The sequence below is a fragment of the Enterobacter sp. BIDMC 26 genome, assembly GCF_000534435.1.
Classification (GTDB): domain Bacteria; phylum Pseudomonadota; class Gammaproteobacteria; order Enterobacterales; family Enterobacteriaceae; genus Enterobacter; species Enterobacter ludwigii.
Genome location: NZ_KI973182.1, coordinates 3,607,171 through 3,626,382, shown reverse-complemented (window position 1 = coordinate 3,626,382; position 19,212 = coordinate 3,607,171). Strand labels below are relative to the sequence as shown.

The window sequence follows — 19,212 nt, the reverse complement described above, 5'->3', positions numbered from 1 at the left end:
CTTTTGAGGCTTCTCTTAAGTTTACCCTGATTTCACCATGACGATGATTTTTTAGGAGTTGTGAACCAGGCTTAAGCGGGGAATATGGCCCTCTTCACCTGGAGAACAATAATGATGAAACCAACGTTTTTGCGCTGGATAGCGATCGCCGCGCTGATGGCAGGCGGCACATTTAGCGTGGCGGCCAACCCGCCAGCGGCTCCGCCAGTCTCGTACGGCGTGGAGGAAGATGTTTTTCATCCCGTGCGGGCAACGCAGGGTATGGTGGCGTCGGTGGATGCGCTGGCAACGAAAGTGGGCGTTGATATTCTCCGGCAGGGCGGTAATGCGGTGGATGCGGCAGTCGCGGTGGGCTATGCGCTGGCGGTGACGCATCCGCAGGCGGGGAACCTGGGCGGCGGCGGCTTTATGATGCTGCGGACCAAAGACGGCAAAACCACCGCCATCGACTTCCGTGAGATGGCCCCCGGACAGGCTTCCCGCGATATGTTCCTTGACGATCAAGGCAACCCGGACAGCAAAAAATCTCTGACCTCGCATCTCGCCTCCGGTACGCCGGGCACCGTCGCAGGCTTCTCCCTGGCGCTGGAAAAATATGGCACCCTGCCGCTCAACAAAGTGGTACAGCCTGCGATTAAGCTCGCCCGCGAAGGTTTTGTGGTGAATGACGCCCTGGCTGACGATCTTAAAACCTATGGCAGCGAAGTGATTCCGAATCACGAAAACAGCAAGGCTATCTTCTGGAAAGACGGCGAACCGCTGAAGAAGGGCGATAAGCTGGTGCAAAAGAACCTGGCGAAAAGTCTGGAGCTGATTGCGGAGCACGGCCCGGATGCGTTCTATAAAGGGGCGATTGCCGACCAGATTGCCGAAGAGATGCAAAAAAACGGTGGGCTTATCACCAAAGCGGATCTCGCGGAGTACAAGGCCGTCGAGCGTGAGCCGATTCACGGAAGCTATCGCGGCTATGACGTTTTCTCGATGCCGCCTCCGTCTTCCGGCGGCATTCACATCGTGCAGATCCTCAACATTCTTGAAAACTTCGATATGCACAAGTTCGGCTTCGGCAGCGCGGATGCCATGCAGGTGATGGCAGAGGCGGAAAAACGCGCCTACGCCGACCGTTCAGAATACCTGGGCGACCCGGACTTCGTGAAGGTGCCGTGGCAGGCGCTGACCAATAAAGCCTATGCCAAATCGATTGCTGATGAGATTGATATCAACAAGGCCAAACCGTCGAGCGAGATCCGCCCGGGCAAGCTGGCACCGTATGAGAGCAACCAGACCACCCACTTCTCGGTGGTGGATAAAGACGGTAACGCGGTGGCGGTGACCTATACCCTCAACACCACCTTTGGTACAGGCATCGTGGCAGGCAACAGCGGGATTCTGCTCAATAACGAGATGGATGACTTCTCGGCCAAACCGGGCGTGCCGAACGTCTACGGACTGGTAGGCGGGGATGCGAATGCGGTCGGGCCGAAGAAGCGTCCGCTGTCGTCCATGTCGCCTACCATCGTGGTCAAAGACGGTAAAACCTGGCTGGTGACAGGCAGCCCTGGCGGCAGCCGTATTATCACCACGGTGCTGCAGATGGTGGTGAACAGTATCGATTTCGGGATGAACGTCGCCGAAGCGACCAACGCGCCGCGCTTCCACCACCAGTGGCTGCCGGATGAGCTGCGTGTTGAGAAGGGCTTTAGCCCGGATACCATCAAGCTGCTGGAGCAGCGCGGACAGAAGGTGGCGCTGAAAGAGGCAATGGGCAGCACCCAGAGCATTATGGTCGGCCCGGACGGCACGCTGTTTGGGGCCTCGGATCCGCGTTCGGTGGATGATTTGACGGCGGGGTTCTGATTTTGTTGCCCGGTAAGCGTCGCGCTACCGGGCAATTTATCACTTCAGCCGCGCCATGTAATACGCGTCCACATAGTCGCCGTTACGCAGGGCGAAGTTCCTGCCGGTCCCTTCGATTTCAAACCCAAACTTCTTATACAGCGCCAGTGCCGCAGGGTTATCCGCAAAAACCGTGAGCTCAATGCGTTCAATGCGCAACCAGTTGTCGCAGAGATTGACCATTTCGCGCATGAGCGCACGACCCACACCGCGTCCCTGTACATCAGCGGCCACGCTAATGCCGAACGTTGCAACGTGGCTGCGGCGGGGATTTTCCATCACATCAAGTGCCATATGGCCAACCACTCGCTGGTCCAGACAGGCGACGAGATGTCGTCTTCCCGGTTTCGTCGCGACCCGGTCATGCCACATATCCATTGAGGGATGGGGAAGTTGTAGCGTGTCGTGATACACCCCAGGATGCGACATAATGTCACGTAACGCTTCTGCATCGCGGGCTTCGATATGGCGTATCACAATCTCACTCATTCCTTCATCCTCAGTCAGTTAAACGTCCATTCCAACATCAGTGAGATTAAAATTTGAGTCAACTGCTAATTTTTGCAAAAAAGATTGGACAAGTGCGAATGAGAATGATTATTATTGCTCTGCGTTCAGGAAGACCCCTACGGGAACCTGAAAGCACGACATTGCTCACATTGCTTCCAGTATTACTTTAGCCAGCTTTTCGCTGGCTTTTTTTTGTCTTTTTTCGCCCGCTCCCCGTGCAAGAGGGCTGGGGTGAGGGCAAAACTTGCGCTATGGTTGCACTCAGTAACCTTAAAAAGGACTGAGCCATGACATTACATTGCGCATTTATTGGATTTGGCAAAAGCACCACGCGTTACCACCTTCCGTATGTTCTCAACCGCAAAGACAGCTGGCACGTTGCCCATATCTACCGGCGTCGCGCGAAGCCGGAAGAGCAGTCTCCCCAGTACTCCCATATTCATTTCACCTGCGATCTTGATGAGGTCCTCAACGATCCGCAGGTCAAACTGGTGATTGTCTGTACCCACGCTGACAGCCATTTCGAGTACGCAAAACGCGCGCTGGAGGCGGGCAAAAACGTGCTGGTGGAAAAGCCGTTTACCCCGACAATGACAGAGGCGAAAACGTTGTTTGACCTGGCGAAGCGCAAAGGGCTGACCGTCACGCCGTACCAAAACCGCCGCTTTGACAGCTGCTTCCTGACGGCAAAAAAAGTGATTGAGAGCGGTAAACTGGGTGACATCGTCGAGATTGAAAGCCACTTTGATTACTACCGTCCGGTAGTGGAAACGCATCCCGGCCTGCCGCAGGACGGCTCGTTCTATGGTCTCGGCGTGCACACCATGGACCAGGTAATCTCCCTGTTTGGCCGACCGGACCACGTGGCGTATGACATTCGCAGCCTGCGGAATAAAGCCAACCCGGACGATACCTTCGAAGCCCAGCTGTTTTACGGCGACCTGAAAGCCATCGTCAAAACCAGCCATCTGGTGAAAATTGACTATCCGAAATTTATTGTGCATGGCACCAGAGGCTCGTTTATTAAGTACGGTATCGACCAGCAGGAGACCAGCCTGAAGGCGAACATTATGCCCGGCGACCCGGGGTTTGCGGCGGATGACTCCGTGGGCGTGCTGGAGTACGTCAACGCAGAGGGCATCACCGTTAAAGAGGACGTGAAACCCGAAGCGGGTGACTATGGCCGCGTTTACGATGCGCTGTATGAGACCCTGACTAACGGTGCGCCCAATTACGTCAAGGAATCTGAAGTTATGACCAATCTCGAACTCCTTGAACGGGCCTTCGAACAGGCCTCTCCTGCCACGATAACCCTCGCCAGATAAGAAATTATGACTCCTCTTTGCTTGTTCTAAATTTTTGAACAGAGGAGTCAATTTTCACCCTCTATGATCCCAGGCCGTTTGCGTCCACACTTACTCCATCGAAACGAACTGAGGGTGAAACAATGATCTACTTACGCAAAGCAAACGAACGTGGTCACGCGAATCATGGCTGGCTGGACTCATGGCATTCATTCTCGTTTGCTGACTACTACGACCCGAACTTTATGGGCTTCTCCGCACTGCGCGTCATTAACGATGACGTGATTGATGCAGGCCAGGGCTTCGGTACCCACCCGCACAAAGACATGGAAATCCTGACGTATGTGCTGGAAGGGGCGGTTGAGCACCAGGACAGCATGGGCAACAAAGAGCAGGTTCCGGCGGGCGAGTTCCAGATTATGAGTGCGGGTACCGGGGTGCGTCACTCTGAATACAACCCAAGCAAAACGGAAAAACTGCACCTGTATCAAATCTGGATCATTCCGGAAGAAACCGGCATCACCCCGCGCTACGAACAGCGCCGCTTTGATGCTAAACAGGGCAAACAGCTGGTGCTCTCTCCGGATGCGCGTGACGGTTCGCTGAAAGTGCACCAGGATATGGAACTGTACCGCTGGGCGCTGGCAAAAGACGAACAGTCTGTCCATCAGATTGCCGCTAACCGCCGCGTCTGGATCCAGGTGGTGAAAGGCGAGGTGTCTATTAACGGCACGAAAGCCACCACGGCGGATGGTCTGGCAATCTGGGATGAGCAGGCACTGTCCGTGCATGCCGACAGTGAAAGCGAAATTCTGCTGTTTGATCTGCCACCGGTGTAATAAATCATAAATAAATGCCCATCCTTCCCTTTGACAGGGGAAGGATGGGCTTTGTCCGTGATAAACTGAGCAAATCTATCACTTACGATTTCTCAGGACGATGAAAAAGAAACGCCCCGTACTTCAGGATGTAGCCGATCGCGTCGGTGTGACCAAAATGACGGTCAGCCGGTTTTTACGTAACCCGGAACAGGTTTCCGTGGCGTTGCGTGGCAAGATTGCCGCTGCCCTCGATGAACTGGGGTATATCCCTAACCGCGCCCCCGATATTCTTTCGAATGCGACCAGCCGCGCGGTTGGCGTCCTCCTGCCTTCCTTAACCAACCAGGTTTTTGCCGAAGTGTTGCGCGGCATTGAAAGCGTGACCGATGCCTTTGGCTATCAGACCATGCTCGCTCACTATGGGTACAAGCCGGAACTGGAAGAAGAACGTCTTGAGTCCATGCTCTCCTGGAACATCGACGGCCTGATTTTAACCGAACGTACTCACACCCCCCGTACGCTAAAAATGATTGAAGTGGCAGGCATTCCGGTGGTGGAGCTGATGGACAGCCAGTCGCCGTGTCTCGATATTGCGGTGGGCTTTGATAACTTCGAAGCGGCGCGCCAGATGACGGCGGCCATCATTGCCCGCGGCCATCGCCATATTGCCTACCTGGGTGCACGTCTGGATGAACGTACTATCATCAAACAGAAGGGATACGAGCAGGCAATGCTCGACGCCGGTTTAACACCGTACAGCGTGATGGTTGAGCAGTCTTCATCCTATACGTCGGGTATTGAGCTGATGCGTCAGGCACGACGCGAGTATCCGCAACTGGACGGTATTTTCTGTACCAACGATGACCTTGCGGTCGGTGCAGCGTTCGAATGCCAGCGTCTGGGGCTGAAGATCCCCGAAGATATGGCGATTGCCGGTTTCCACGGCCACGACATCGGCCAGGTGATGGAACCCCGTCTGGCGAGCGTCCTGACACCGCGTGAACGTATGGGCCGTATTGGCGCAGAACGCCTGCTGGCGCGCATACGTGGCGAGACGGTGACGCCGAAAATGTTAGATTTAGGTTTCACCTTGTCACCGGGTGGATCTATTTAAGCTGACAAATTTGAAGTGGGTCACACTTATTCACTTCGCGCACGTTTGGATATTGCTTCTCTTTTGCCCCAGCAGGACAATGTTACCGATAACTGTTACCCGTAACAATTGACTGAGGGACACCCTTTGAGCACGACTAATCATGATCACCACGTTTACGTCCTGATGGGCGTTTCCGGTAGCGGTAAATCTGCCGTGGCCAGCGAAGTGGCGCATCAACTTCATGCGGCGTTTCTTGATGGCGACTTCCTCCATCCGCGCAGCAATATCATGAAAATGGCCTCCGGCGAGCCGCTGAACGATGACGACCGCAAACCGTGGTTGCAGGCGCTGAATGACGCCGCGTTCGCGATGCAGCGTACCAACAAGATCTCCCTGATCGTCTGCTCCGCGCTGAAAAAAACCTACCGCGACCTGCTGCGTGACGGCAACCCGAACCTCTCTTTCATCTACCTGAAAGGCGATTTCGAGGTGATTGAGAGCCGTCTGAAGGCGCGTAAAGGCCACTTCTTCAAAACCCAGATGCTGGTGACGCAGTTCGAAGCGTTGCAGGAGCCGGGCGACGATGAGAAAGACGTCTTAGTGGTTGATATCGATCAGTCACTGGAGGGTGTTGTTGCCAGCACCATCGAGGTCATTAATAAAAGGCAGTAAGTTTTGAGTACATTAACGCTAGTTTTAACAGCAGTTGGTTCCGTATTGCTGCTGCTGTTTTTAGTGATGAAAGCGCGTATGCATGCTTTCGTTGCCTTAATGGTGGTGTCTATTGGTGCAGGTCTCTTTTCCGGTATGCCGCTCGATAAGATCGCAGCGACGATGGAAAAAGGGATGGGAGGCACGCTGGGTTTCCTGGCCATTGTGGTCGCGCTGGGCGCGATGTTTGGCAAGATCCTGCATGAGACGGGCGCAGTCGACCAGATTGCCGTCAAAATGCTCAAATCCTTCGGACACAGCCGTGCGCACTACGCGATTGGCCTCGCCGGTCTGATTTGTGCGCTGCCGCTGTTCTTCGAAGTGGCCGTGGTGCTGCTGATTAGCGTGGCGTTCTCGATGGCGCGCCATACCGGCACTAACCTCGTGAAGCTGGTGATTCCGCTGTTTGCGGGCGTGGCGGCTGCGGCGGCGTTCCTGCTGCCTGGGCCTGCGCCGATGCTGCTGGCTTCTCAGATGCACGCCGATTTTGGCTGGATGATCCTGATTGGCCTGTGTGCGGCAATCCCGGGAATGATTATTGCCGGCCCGCTGTGGGGCAACTTCATCAGCCGTTACGTTGAGCTTCACATTCCGGATGACGTCACCGAGCCGCACCTTGGCGAAGGCAAAATGCCGTCCTTCGGCTTCAGCCTGGCGCTGATCCTGCTGCCGCTGGTGCTGGTGGGGCTGAAAACCATCGCCGCGCGTTTCGTGCCGGTGGGGTCTACCGCGTACGAATGGTTTGAGTTTATCGGCCACCCGTTCACCGCGATCCTGGTGGCGTGTCTGGTGGCGATGTACGGCCTGGCGATGCGCCAGGGCATGCCGAAAGACAAAGTGATGGAAATCTGCGGCCATGCGCTGCAGCCTGCGGGTATCATTCTGCTGGTGATCGGTGCCGGTGGCGTGTTCAAACAGGTGCTGGTGGATTCCGGCGTGGGTCCGGCGCTGGGCGAAGCCCTGACCGGCATGGGGCTGCCCATTGCGGTGACCTGTTTCGTACTGGCTGCGGCGGTGCGTATCATCCAGGGCTCTGCGACGGTGGCATGTTTAACCGCCGTGGGTCTGGTGATGCCGGTGATTGAACAGCTTAACTACTCCGGTGCCCAGATGGCCGCGCTCTCAATCTGTATTGCGGGCGGTTCGATTGTGGTGTCACACGTCAACGACGCCGGCTTCTGGCTGTTCGGTAAATTTACCGGTGCGACCGAAGCGCAAACCCTGAAAACCTGGACGCTGATGGAAACCATCCTCGGCACGACGGGTGCCATTGTCGGGATGATTGCGTTTACGCTGCTGAGTTAAACCCGGCTAAAAGCAAAAGGACAACGTGAGTTGTCCTTTTTTGTTTTTACCTAGCCCTTCATCCACGCGCGGATCCCGTCCAGGAACATCTGCGTCGCCATCATCACCAGAATCAACCCCATCAGGCGCTCCAGCGCGTTTACGCCTTTCTCACCCAGCAGGCGCAGGAACAACGACGACTGCAGCAGAATGATAAACGTCCCGCCCCAGGCAATCAGCAAGGCAATCACCAGATGGCTCATCTGATTGGGGTACTGATGCGACAGCAGCATCAGCGTTGCCAGAATCGTCGGTCCGGCGACAAGGGGAATCGCCAGCGGCACAATAAACGGCTCTTCCCCCGCGGGCAGGCCGCTGCTGCTGCCTTCGGCACTCGGGAAAATCATCTTAATCGCTATCAGGAACAGGATAATCCCACCGGAAATCGAAACCGTTTCGGCACGCAGATTCAGGAAGGCGAGGATTTTCTCACCGGCAAACAGGAAGATGAACATCACCAGCAGCGCGATAAGCAGCTCGCGGATCATGATCGCCCGACGGCGTTTGGGTTCGGTGTGCTTCAGCACCGACATGAAGATAGGCAGGTTGCCCAGAGGATCCATTATCAGGATCAATAAAACCGCCGCGGATATGATTTCACTCATTAAAATTATCCCTGAAACTCTCTATGGTTATTATGATGATTAGCGCTATTTCTGATTGGCGAGCCATCATCGATTAATTTCGCTTGCGACTTTGGCAGCATTTTGTAATGTGAAGCATATCCCAGTTGAATACTGGTTTGCACAATCAGCACACACCCTCTGCAGGAAAAAAATGCTATGAAAAACGTTGGTTTTATCGGCTGGCGCGGTATGGTCGGCTCTGTTCTCATGCAACGCATGGTTGAAGAGCGCGATTTTGACGCCATCCGCCCGGTCTTCTTCTCCACTTCCCAGCTCGGCCAGGCTGCACCTTCTTTTGGCGGCAGCACCGGTACGTTGCAGGATGCTTTCGATCTGGAAGCGCTGAAGGCACTCGACATTATTGTCACTTGCCAGGGCGGCGATTATACCAACGAAATTTATCCAAAGCTGCGTGAAAGCGGCTGGCAGGGCTACTGGATTGATGCGGCGTCTTCACTGCGCATGAAAGACGATGCCATCATCATTCTCGACCCGGTCAACCAGGACGTCATCACCGACGGCCTGAACAACGGCGTAAAAACCTTTGTCGGCGGTAACTGCACCGTCAGCCTGATGCTGATGTCCCTCGGCGGCCTGTTCGCGCAGGACCTGGTGGAGTGGGTCTCCGTGGCGACTTACCAGGCCGCGTCCGGCGGCGGTGCGCGCCATATGCGCGAGCTGCTGACGCAGATGGGCCAGTTGCACCACAGCGTTGCGACCGAGCTGGCAAACCCGGCCTCCGCTATTCTCGATATCGAGCGTAAAGTCACCGAGCTGACCCGCAGCGGCGAGCTGCCGGTGGATAACTTTGGTGTACCGCTGGCCGGTGGTCTGATCCCGTGGATCGACAAACAGCTGGATAATGGCCAGACCCGCGAAGAGTGGAAAGGTCAGGCTGAGACCAACAAAATACTCAATACCGCGAACACCATTCCAGTTGACGGTCTGTGCGTACGTATCGGCGCGCTGCGCTGCCACAGCCAGGCCTTCACGATTAAACTGAAAAAAGATGTGTCGATTCCGACCGTGGAAGAGCTGCTGGCTGCACACAACCCGTGGGCGAAAGTGGTTCCAAACGATCGCGACATCACCATGCGTGAATTGACCCCGGCTGCCGTCACCGGCACGCTGACCACCCCGGTTGGTCGTCTGCGTAAGCTGAACATGGGGCCGGAGTTCCTTTCTGCATTCACCGTCGGCGACCAGCTTCTGTGGGGCGCAGCCGAGCCGCTGCGTCGCATGCTGCGCCAGCTGGCGTAATAATTTGTTAAACCCCGGGGGGTGATTTTCACCCCCTTTTCCGCGTACTACATGGAGTAAAACGCATATGTCTTATTTTTTATCAGGAGTCATTTAGAGCGTTGGCTATGCTTTAAGGAAGAGTTATTTCTTACCTGAGGTTAGGACGGGGCTGAGAGGATGCCCGTTCAGGTCACATTAAAGTCGTCCCAGGCGCTAAAAAAGGACGACATAAAAAACAGGATGAATACCATGTCCGATCGTGTGGATAGAGACGTGATTAATGCGCTTATTGCGGGTCATTTTGCCGACCCCTTTTCCGTACTGGGGATGCACCGTACCGAGGCCGGGCTGGAAGTCCGGGCACTGTTACCGGATGCCACAGAAGTGTGGGTTATCGAACCCAAAACCGGCCGCAAGGTCGGCAATCTGGAATGCCTCGATTCTCGTGGCTTCTTTTCGGGCGTAATGCCCCGTCGTAAAAACCCTTTTCGTTATCAGCTTGCCGTTATCTGGCATGGTCAGCAAAATCTCATCGATGATCCCTACAGTTTTGGGCCTCTTTTACAGGAGATGGACGCGTGGCTGCTGTCTGAAGGTACCCACCTGCGACCTTATGAAACGCTGGGTGCCCATGCCGATACGATGGATGGCATCACCGGCACGCGGTTTGCCGTGTGGGCGCCTAACGCCCAGCGAGTCTCCGTTGTCGGCCAGTTCAACTACTGGGATGGCCGTCGTCACCCGATGCGTCTGCGCCGTGAAAGCGGTATCTGGGAGCTGTTTATCCCCGGCGCGCACAACGGCCAGCTGTATAAATTCGAGATGATCGATGCGCACGGCAAGCTGCGTATTAAGTCCGACCCGTACGCCTTCGAAGCGCAAATGCGTCCGGAAACCGCGTCAATGATTTGCGGCCTGCCGGAAAAAGTTGTCCAGAGTGAAGAACGCAAGCAGGCCAACCGCTTTGATGCGCCAATTTCCGTCTACGAAGTGCATCTCGGTTCCTGGCGTCGCCATACCGATAACAACTTCTGGCTCAGCTACCGGGAGCTTGCTGACCAGCTGGTTCCGTACGCGAAATGGATGGGTTTTACCCACCTTGAGCTGCTGCCAATTAATGAACACCCGTTCGACGGAAGCTGGGGTTATCAGCCGACCGGGATGTATGCCCCGACGCGTCGCTTCGGCACGCGCGATGACTTCCGCTATTTTATCAATGCCGCGCACGCCGCCGGGTTAAACGTGATCCTCGACTGGGTGCCGGGCCATTTCCCGTCCGATGATTTTAGTCTTTCAGAGTTTGACGGCACTAAGCTGTACGAGCACAGCGACCCGCGCGAAGGCTATCACCAGGACTGGAACACGCTGATCTACAACTACGGTCGTCGTGAAGTGGCAAACTACCTCGTGGGCAATGCGCTGTACTGGATTGAGCGCTTTGGCATTGATGCCCTGCGCGTTGATGCCGTGGCGTCGATGATCTACCGCGACTACAGCCGCAAAGAAGGCGAGTGGATCCCGAACGAGTATGGCGGCCGTGAAAACCTGGAAGCGATTGAGTTTCTGCGCAACACCAACCGTATTATCGGCGAGCAGGTAGAAGGTGCGGTGACGATGGCGGAAGAGTCCACCGACTTCCCTGGCGTCTCCCGTCCACCGTCAACCGGCGGACTGGGGTTCTGGTACAAATGGAACCTGGGGTGGATGCACGACACGCTCGACTACATGAAGCTGGATCCCGTCTACCGCCAGTATCACCATGACAAGCTCACCTTCGGGCTGCTCTACAACTACACCGAGAACTTCATGCTGCCGCTGTCGCATGACGAAGTGGTGCATGGCAAAAAATCCATTCTCGACCGCATGCCGGGCGATGCATGGCAGAAGTTCGCCAACCTGCGCGCCTACTACGGCTGGATGTTCGCCTTCCCGGGTAAAAAACTGCTGTTTATGGGCAATGAGTTCGCCCAGGGGCGCGAGTGGAACCACGACACCAGCCTCGACTGGCATCTGCTGGAAGGGGGCGACAACTGGCACCACGGCGTACAGCGTCTGGTGCGGGACCTTAACCTGACCTACCGTCACCACAAAGCCCTGCATGAGCTTGATTTTGACCCGTACGGTTTCGAGTGGCTGGTGGTGGATGACCATGAGCGCTCGGTGTTTGTCTTTGTGCGGCGGGATAAAGCCGGCAACGAAATTATCGTCGCCAGCAACTTTACCCCTGTACCGCGCCATCATTATCGCTTCGGGATTAACCAGGCCGGCAAGTGGCGTGAAATCCTGAATACCGATTCCACGCACTACCACGGCAGCAATGCCGGTAACGGTGGTCTGGTGCAAAGCGATGCCATTGAAAGCCACGGGCGACCGAATTCCCTGAGCCTTACGCTACCGCCGCTCAGTACCATCTGGCTGATCCGGGAGGGGGAATGACCCAGCTTACGGCAGGTAAACCCGAACCGCTCGGGGCACGTTTTGATGGAAAGGGGGTGAATTTCACGCTCTTTTCTGCCCATGCGGAGCGGGTTGAACTGTGCGTATTTGACGGCGAGGGTAATGAACATCGTTACGACCTGCCGTCTCGCACAGGAGATACCTGGCACGGCTACCTGGCCGGGGGACGGCCAGGAATGCACTACGGCTATCGCGTACACGGCCCGTGGGCACCTGCGCAGGGGCACTGGTTTAACCCGGCGAAGCTGCTGATCGATCCGTGTGCGCACCGCGTGGATGGCGAGTTTAAAGACGACCCTATTTTCCATGTCGGCTACGGTGAACCCGACCACCGCGACAGCGCCCCCGTGGCGCCTAAAAGCGTGGTGGTGAACGATCTCTACGACTGGGAAGACGATGCCCCGCCGCGCACGCCGTGGGGCAACACCGTTATCTACGAGGCGCATGTCAAAGGGCTGACGTATCTGCATCCGTCGATCCCGAAAGAGATGCGCGGCACCTACAAGGCGCTCGGTCATCCGACCATGATTGCCTACCTCAAGCACCTCGGGATCACGGCCCTGGAGCTGTTGCCCGTCGCGCATTTTGCCAGTGAACCTCGTCTGCAGCGGCTGGGGCTCAGTAACTACTGGGGCTACAACCCGCTGGCGATGTTTGCGCTCGAACCCCGCTATGCCGCTCATCCGGACAAGGCGCAGGACGAGTTTCGTGATGCGGTAAAGGCGCTTCATGCGGCAGGTATTGAGGTCATTCTGGACGTGGTACTGAACCACAGTGCGGAAAGCGATCTCGATGGACCGACGCTCTCCATGCGCGGAATTGATAACCGTAGCTATTATTGGATCAGGGACGATGGCGATTACTTCAACTGGACCGGTTGCGGTAACACGCTCAATCTCAGCCACCCGGCGGTCATGCATTTCGCGTATGAATGCCTGAAGTACTGGGTGGACACGTTCCACGTCGACGGTTTTCGTTTTGATCTGGCACCCGTTATGGGGCGTACGCCGGCCTTCAGCCAGCAGGCGCCGCTGTTTGAAGCGATCAAAAACTGTCCGGTGCTGTCACAGGTGAAGCTCATTGCCGAGCCGTGGGACATCGGTGAAGGGGGGTATCAGGTCGGGAATTTCCCGCCCCTGTTTGCCGAGTGGAACGATCACTATCGCGATGCCGCGCGCCGCTTCTGGCTGGAACGGAATCTGTCGCTGGGGGAGTTCGCCGGACGCTTTGCCGGGTCCAGCGATCTTTTTAAGCGCGATGGCAAACGACCGTCTGCGACGATCAACCTGCTGACGGCGCACGACGGTTTTACGCTCCGGGACTGCGTTTGTTTCAATCAGAAACACAATGAAGCGAACGGCGAGGAGAATCGCGATGGCACTAACAATAACCATAGCTTCAATCATGGTATAGAAGGGTTAGGCGGAAGCCTTGATGTTATCGAGCGGCGACGCGCCAGCGTGCATGCGCTGCTGACAACGCTGTTATTGTCGCAGGGCACGCCGATGCTGCTGGCAGGCGATGAACATGGTCACAGTCAGCATGGTAACAACAATGCGTATTGCCAGGACAACACGTTGACCTGGCTCGACTGGGGTGAAGCGAACAGCGGGTTGATTCACTTTACCGCTGCGCTGATCCATCTTCGCCAGCAAATTCCCGCGCTCACCGCCGATCGCTGGTGGGAAGAGGGCGACGGTAATGTCCGCTGGCTGAATCAAGACGCGCAACCCTTAAGCGCGCAAGAGTGGCAACACGGCGTACCACGCCTGCAAATCCTGCTTTCGGAGAGGTGGCTGGTCACGCTGAACGCGACGGATGACGTCGCTGAGATTGTTTTACCTGACGGGGAATGGCGCGCTGTTCCCCCATTTGCCGGAGCGGATAATCCGGTAGTAATGGCTGTCTGGCACGGGCCTGCGCACGGAGTGTGCGTATTCCAAAGATGATAAAAAAGGAGTTAGTCATGGTTAGATTAGAGAAGAACGATCCCTTAATGTTGGCACGCCAGCTACCATTAAAAACTGTTGCCCTGATACTCGCAGGCGGGCGTGGTACTCGTCTGAAAGATTTGACCATCAAACGCGCCAAACCTGCCGTCCACTTTGGTGGTAAGTTCCGTATTATCGACTTTGCGCTCTCCAACTGCCTGAACTCAGGCATTCGCCGCATTGGCGTCATTACGCAGTATCAGTCGCATACTCTGGTGCAGCACATCCAGCGCGGCTGGTCATTCTTCAGTGAAGAGATGAATGAGTTTGTCGATCTTCTGCCTGCCCAGCAGCGCGTTCACGGTGAGAACTGGTATCGCGGGACGGCGGATGCGGTGACGCAAAACCTCGACATTATTCGTCGTTATAACGCGGAATACATCGTGATCCTCGCGGGCGATCATATCTACAAGCAAGACTACTCCCACATGCTCATCGACCACGTCGAAAAAGGGGCGCGTTGCACCGTGGCATGCCTGCCCGTGCCTGTTGCTGAGGCGACGGCATTTGGGGTGATGCACGTCGACGCCGACGACAAGATTATCGATTTTGTCGAAAAACCGGCGAACCCACCGACAATGCCAGGGGACGATACCAAATCGCTCGCCAGCATGGGGATCTATGTCTTTGATGCCGATTATCTTTACGCGCTGCTGGAAGAAGACGACAAAGACGAAAACTCCAGCCACGACTTCGGCAAAGATATCATTCCGAAAATTACCAAAGCTGGCATGGCGTATGCACATCCCTTCCCGTTGTCCTGCGTGCAGTCTGATCCGAATGCTGAACCTTACTGGCGCGACGTCGGAACGCTGGAGGCCTACTGGAAGGCAAACCTCGATCTCGCGTCGGTGACGCCTGAACTGGATATGTACGACCAGAACTGGCCAATCCGTACCCACATGGAATCGCTGCCGCCGGCGAAATTCGTTCAGGACCGCTCCGGCAGTCACGGCATGACGCTGAACTCGCTGGTGTCCGGCGGATGCATTATCTCGGGATCGGTGGTGGTGCAGTCGGTGCTGTTCCCCCGCGTGCGCGTGAACTCATTCTGTAATATCGATTCGGCGGTACTGCTGCCGGATGTCTGGGTCGGACGCTCATGCCGTCTGCGCCGTTGCGTTATCGACCGTGCCTGCGTCATACCTGAAGGCATGGTGATTGGTGAAAATGCGGAAGAAGACGCGCGTCGTTTCTACCGTTCGGAAGAGGGGATCGTGTTAGTAACACGGGAAATGTTGCGGAAGCTGCAGGTCAAACAGGAGCGATAATGCAGGTTTTACATGTATGTTCTGAGATGTTCCCGTTGTTAAAAACGGGCGGTCTGGCGGATGTTCTTGGCGCATTGCCTGCGGCGCAAATCGCCGGGGGTGTAGATACCCGAGTTCTGTTGCCCGCTTTTCCGGATATCCGGCGTGGTATTCCAGATGCAAAGGTGGTCACTCGTCGTGAAACCTTCGCCGGACGCATCACCCTGCTGTTTGGACATTACAATGGCGTAGGCATTTACCTGATTGATGCGCCGCATTTATACGATCGACCGGGTAGCCCGTATCACGATACGAACCTGTTCGCCTATACCGACAACGTGCTGCGTTTCGCACTGCTCGGCTGGGTCGGTGCTGAAATGGCAACCGGGCTGGATCCGTTCTGGCGCCCGAATGTGGTACACGCTCACGACTGGCACGCCGGGCTTGCACCGGCGTATCTGGCGGCGCGCGGCCACCCGGCGAAATCGGTCTTTACCGTTCACAACCTGGCGTATCAGGGCATGTACTATGCCCATCACATGAATGACATCGATCTGCCATGGTCGTTCTATAACATGCACGGGCTGGAGTTTAACGGGCAGATTTCGTTCCTGAAAGCCGGCATCTACTACGCCGATCACATTACGGCCGTGAGCCCGACCTACGCCCGGGAAATTACCCAGCCGGAGTTTGGTAACGGTCTGGAAGGGTTGCTGCGACAGCGCCATCGTGAGGGCCGCCTGTCGGGGATCCTCAACGGCGTTGATGAGCAGATCTGGAATCCGGAGACCGATCTTCTGCTGGCGGCACGCTATGGCCGCGATTCCGTGGAAGACAAAGCGGAAAACAAACGCCAGCTGCAGATTGCGATGGGGCTGAAGGTGAACGATAAAGTGCCGCTGTTCGCGGTCGTCAGCCGTCTGACCAGCCAGAAAGGGCTGGATTTAGTGCTGGAGGCGCTGCCGGGCTTACTGGAGCAGGGGGGACAACTGGCGCTGCTCGGTGCCGGCGACCCGGTGCTGCAGGAAGGTTTCCTTGCGGCAGCGGCGGAACACCCCGGGCAGGTAGGGGTGCAGATTGGCTATCACGAAGCGTTTTCGCACCGGATTATGGGCGGTGCTGACGTCATTCTGGTGCCGAGTCGTTTCGAACCGTGTGGCCTGACGCAGCTCTATGGCCTGAAATACGGCACGCTGCCGCTGGTACGTCGTACCGGCGGGCTGGCGGATACCGTATCGGACAGTTCTCTGGAAAACCTTGCGGACGGTATCGCCAGCGGGTTTGTCTTTGAGGACAGTAATGCCTGGTCGCTGCTGCGGGCGATTCGGCGTGCTTTCGTCTTGTGGTCCCGTCCATCTCTGTGGCGTTACGTTCAGCGTCAGGCGATGTCTCTGGACTTTGGCTGGCACGTTGCGGCGCAGTCATACCGCGACCTTTATCAACGCTTGATGTAACGAGGCGAAGTTACTGATATGAATGCTCCTTTTAGCTATTCTTCACCCACGCTCAGCGTTGAGGCGTTAAAGCACTCTATCGCCTATAAGCTGATGTTCACCATCGGGAAAGACCCGGTCATCGCCAACAAACACGAGTGGCTGAACGCCACGCTGTTTGCCGTGCGTGACCGCTTAGTGGAACGCTGGCTGCGCTCTAACCGCGCCCAGCTCTCGCAGGAAACGCGGCAGGTTTATTACCTGTCGATGGAATTTTTGATTGGCCGCACGCTGTCCAATGCGCTGTTGTCGCTCGGTATCTATGACGACGTCAAAACCGCACTGGAAGAGATGGGGTTAGATTTAGAAGAGCTGATTGACGAAGAGAACGACCCGGGCCTCGGTAACGGCGGCCTGGGGCGTCTGGCCGCCTGTTTCCTGGACTCGCTGGCGACGCTGGCCCTGCCGGGCCGCGGCTACGGGATTCGCTACGACTACGGCATGTTCAAGCAGAACATTGTGGAAGGCCGACAGAAAGAGTCTCCGGACTACTGGCTTGAGTACGGCAACCCGTGGGAATTCAAACGACACAACACGCGCTACAAAGTGCGCTTTGGTGGCCGTATTCAGCAGGAGGGAAAAAAATCCCGCTGGGTTGAGACGGAAGAGATCCTGGCCGTGGCCTATGACCAGATTATCCCCGGCTACGACACCGATGCCACCAACACCCTGCGCCTGTGGAGCGCCCAGGCCAGTAGCGAAATCAACCTCGGTAAATTCAACCAGGGCGACTATTTTGCGGCGGTGGAAGATAAAAACCACTCTGAAAACGTCTCCCGCGTGCTTTATCCGGATGACTCGACCTATTCCGGACGCGAACTGCGTCTGCGTCAGGAGTATTTCCTTGTGTCCGCGACGATTCAGGACATCCTGAGCCGTCACTATCAGCTGCACAAAACCTACAGTAACCTGGCGGAAAAAACCGCCATTCACCTCAACGACACCCACCCGGTGCTTTCGATCCCCGAGCTTATGCGTCTGCTGATCGACGAGCACAAATTCAGCTGGGATGATGCGTTTGAAGTGACCTGCCAGGTCTTCTCGTACACCAACCACACCCTGATGAGCGAAGCGCTGGAAACCTGGCCGGTCGACATGCTCGGTAAAATTTTGCCGCGCCATCTGCAGATTATCTTTGAGATTAACGACTACTTCCTGAAGACGCTGCAGGAGCAGTATCCGAACGATACTGGCCTGCTGAGCCGGGCTTCAATCATTGATGAATCCAACGGTCGCCGCGTGCGTATGGCCTGGCTGGCGGTGGTGATCAGCCACAAGGTGAACGGGGTTTCCGGACTGCACTCGAACCTGATGGTGCAGTCGCTGTTTGCTGATTTCGCGAAGATCTTCCCGACGCGTTTTTGCAACGTGACGAACGGTGTTACCCCGCGTCGCTGGCTGGCGCTGGCTAACCAGCCGCTCTCCGACGTCCTGGACGAACATATTGGCCGCACCTGGCGTACCGATTTGAGTCAGCTGGGCGAGCTTGAACAGCACCTGGATTTCCCGGCGGTGAACAAAGCCGTGCGTGAAGCCAAGCTTCTGAACAAGAAGCGGCTGTCGGTGTATCTTGCGCTGCACCTGAACGTGGTGGCCAACCCGAAAGCGTTGTTTGATGTGCAAATCAAGCGTATCCATGAGTACAAGCGACAGCTTATGAACGTGCTGCACGTGATCACGCACTACAATCGCATCAAAGCCGACCCAACGGCCGACTGGGTGCCACGGGTGAAAATCTTTGCCGGTAAGGCGGCGTCGGCATACTACATGGCGAAGCACATTATTCATCTCATCAATGATGTGGCGAAGGTGGTCAACAACGATCCGGATATCGGTGACAAGCTGAAGGTGGTCTTTGTCCCGAACTACAGTGTGAGTCTGGCGCAGCTGATCATTCCTGCGGCGGACCTGTCTGAGCAGATTTCCACGGCCGGTACGGAAGCCTCCGGCACCAGTAATATGAAGTTTGCCCTGAATGGCGCACTGACCATCGGTACGCTGGATGGTGCGAACGTTGAGATGCTGGAGCATGTCGGGGCAGAGAATATCTTTATCTTCGGTAACACGACGGAGGAGGTGGAGGCGCTTCGCAGGAAGGGCTACTCGCCGCGCGAGTACTACGAAGAAGATGAAGAGCTGCGCCAGGTGTTGACGCAAATCGCCACCGGCGTGTTTAACCCTGAAGAGCCGAGCCGCTATCGCGATCTGGTCGATTCACTGATTAACTTTGGTGACCACTATCAGGTGCTGGCGGATTATCGCAGCTATGTCGACTGCCAGGACAACGTGGACGAGTTGTACCGTCAGCAGGAGAAGTGGACCAGCGCCGCGATGCATAACATCGCCAATATGGGCTATTTCTCATCAGACCGTACTATCAAAGAATACGCTGAAACTATCTGGCATATCGATCCCGTGCGGTTATAAAAAAACAGAGCCGGGTGGCGGCTTCGCCTGACCCGGCTTATGCG

General features: G+C 56.1%; 14 protein-coding genes. 12 read left to right on the top strand and 2 right to left on the bottom strand.

Annotated features, from left to right (window positions below):
• The first annotated feature begins 114 nt into the window (after window positions 1-114).
• A complete protein-coding gene (ggt, locus tag L462_RS06275) occupies window positions 115-1,857 on the top strand; it encodes a gamma-glutamyltransferase (RefSeq protein ID WP_032679738.1) in 1,743 nt (580 codons plus the stop codon).
• A gap of 39 nt (window positions 1,858-1,896) precedes the next feature.
• Here the strand turns inward: ggt and yhhY are convergent, their stop codons facing one another.
• Window positions 1,897-2,385 (bottom strand): N-acetyltransferase, encoded by a 489-nt coding sequence (yhhY, locus tag L462_RS06280; RefSeq protein WP_014171992.1) that lies wholly within the window; start codon window positions 2,383-2,385, stop codon window positions 1,897-1,899.
• A gap of 308 nt (window positions 2,386-2,693) precedes the next feature.
• Between yhhY and L462_RS06285 the strand changes: the two genes are divergently transcribed.
• From L462_RS06285 to gntU, 5 genes are all read left to right on the top strand, one after another.
• Entirely contained in the window at window positions 2,694-3,731 is a 1,038-nt protein-coding gene (locus L462_RS06285; RefSeq protein WP_032679129.1) for an oxidoreductase, read from the top strand.
• A gap of 122 nt (window positions 3,732-3,853) precedes the next feature.
• Window positions 3,854-4,549 (top strand): pirin family protein, encoded by a 696-nt coding sequence (locus tag L462_RS06290; protein ID WP_014171990.1) that lies wholly within the window; start codon window positions 3,854-3,856, stop codon window positions 4,547-4,549.
• Window positions 4,550-4,649: 100 nt separating this feature from the next.
• Window positions 4,650-5,645, top strand: a complete 996-nt coding sequence (gene gntR, locus L462_RS06295; RefSeq protein WP_014171989.1) for a gluconate operon transcriptional repressor GntR — start codon at window positions 4,650-4,652, stop codon at window positions 5,643-5,645.
• 126 nt (window positions 5,646-5,771) lie between these two features.
• Window positions 5,772-6,299 carry a gluconokinase gene (gene gntK / locus L462_RS06300; protein WP_032679128.1) on the top strand — a complete coding sequence of 176 codons (528 nt, stop codon included), beginning with the start codon at window positions 5,772-5,774 and terminating at the stop codon, window positions 6,297-6,299.
• Window positions 6,300-6,302: 3 nt separating this feature from the next.
• Complete coding sequence (gene gntU, locus L462_RS06305) at window positions 6,303-7,643, top strand: gluconate transporter (RefSeq protein ID WP_014171987.1); 1,341 nt, start codon at window positions 6,303-6,305, stop codon at window positions 7,641-7,643.
• A 50-nt stretch (window positions 7,644-7,693) separates the two neighbouring features.
• Here the strand turns inward: gntU and yhgN are convergent, their stop codons facing one another.
• The gene (yhgN, locus tag L462_RS06310) at window positions 7,694-8,287 is read right to left on the bottom strand and encodes an NAAT family transporter YhgN (RefSeq protein WP_003861574.1); all 594 of its coding nucleotides are present in this window, start codon (window positions 8,285-8,287) and stop codon (window positions 7,694-7,696) included.
• 177 nt (window positions 8,288-8,464) lie between these two features.
• On the opposite strand from yhgN, the gene asd reads away from it, so the two are divergent.
• The 6 genes from asd to glgP all read left to right on the top strand — a co-directional run bounded on the left by asd (window position 8,465) and on the right by glgP (window position 19,168).
• Window positions 8,465-9,568 carry an aspartate-semialdehyde dehydrogenase gene (gene asd, locus L462_RS06315; protein ID WP_014171986.1) on the top strand — a complete coding sequence of 368 codons (1,104 nt, stop codon included), beginning with the start codon at window positions 8,465-8,467 and terminating at the stop codon, window positions 9,566-9,568.
• 231 nt (window positions 9,569-9,799) lie between these two features.
• Window positions 9,800-11,986 carry a 1,4-alpha-glucan branching enzyme gene (gene glgB / locus L462_RS06320; RefSeq protein WP_020884557.1) on the top strand — a complete coding sequence of 729 codons (2,187 nt, stop codon included), beginning with the start codon at window positions 9,800-9,802 and terminating at the stop codon, window positions 11,984-11,986.
• Window positions 11,983-13,956, top strand: coding sequence for a glycogen debranching protein GlgX (glgX, locus tag L462_RS06325; protein WP_032679126.1), 1,974 nt, complete (start codon window positions 11,983-11,985; stop codon window positions 13,954-13,956). Before glgB ends, glgX begins: the two co-directional genes overlap by 4 nt.
• A 17-nt stretch (window positions 13,957-13,973) precedes the next feature.
• A complete protein-coding gene (gene glgC / locus L462_RS06330; protein ID WP_020884559.1) occupies window positions 13,974-15,269 on the top strand; it encodes a glucose-1-phosphate adenylyltransferase in 1,296 nt (431 codons plus the stop codon).
• Window positions 15,269-16,702 carry a glycogen synthase GlgA gene (glgA, locus tag L462_RS06335; protein ID WP_014171982.1) on the top strand — a complete coding sequence of 478 codons (1,434 nt, stop codon included), beginning with the start codon at window positions 15,269-15,271 and terminating at the stop codon, window positions 16,700-16,702. The genes glgC and glgA overlap by 1 nt, the downstream gene beginning before the upstream one ends.
• A gap of 18 nt (window positions 16,703-16,720) precedes the next feature.
• A complete protein-coding gene (gene glgP, locus L462_RS06340; protein ID WP_014171981.1) occupies window positions 16,721-19,168 on the top strand; it encodes a glycogen phosphorylase in 2,448 nt (815 codons plus the stop codon).
• Window positions 19,169-19,212: the final 44 nt, after the last annotated feature.

Coding starts and splice junctions, on each gene's coding strand:
- ggt (WP_032679738.1), top strand. CDS start 115: ATGAAACCAACGTTTTTGCGCTGGATAGCGATCGCCGCGCTGATGGCA.
- yhhY (WP_014171992.1), bottom strand. CDS start 2,385: ATGAGTGAGATTGTGATACGCCATATCGAAGCCCGCGATGCAGAAGCG.
- L462_RS06285 (WP_032679129.1), top strand. CDS start 2,694: ATGACATTACATTGCGCATTTATTGGATTTGGCAAAAGCACCACGCGT.
- L462_RS06290 (WP_014171990.1), top strand. CDS start 3,854: ATGATCTACTTACGCAAAGCAAACGAACGTGGTCACGCGAATCATGGC.
- gntR (WP_014171989.1), top strand. CDS start 4,650: ATGAAAAAGAAACGCCCCGTACTTCAGGATGTAGCCGATCGCGTCGGT.
- yhgN (WP_003861574.1), bottom strand. CDS start 8,287: ATGAGTGAAATCATATCCGCGGCGGTTTTATTGATCCTGATAATGGAT.
- asd (WP_014171986.1), top strand. CDS start 8,465: ATGAAAAACGTTGGTTTTATCGGCTGGCGCGGTATGGTCGGCTCTGTT.
- glgB (WP_020884557.1), top strand. CDS start 9,800: ATGTCCGATCGTGTGGATAGAGACGTGATTAATGCGCTTATTGCGGGT.
- glgX (WP_032679126.1), top strand. CDS start 11,983: ATGACCCAGCTTACGGCAGGTAAACCCGAACCGCTCGGGGCACGTTTT.
- glgC (WP_020884559.1), top strand. CDS start 13,974: ATGGTTAGATTAGAGAAGAACGATCCCTTAATGTTGGCACGCCAGCTA.
- glgA (WP_014171982.1), top strand. CDS start 15,269: ATGCAGGTTTTACATGTATGTTCTGAGATGTTCCCGTTGTTAAAAACG.
- glgP (WP_014171981.1), top strand. CDS start 16,721: ATGAATGCTCCTTTTAGCTATTCTTCACCCACGCTCAGCGTTGAGGCG.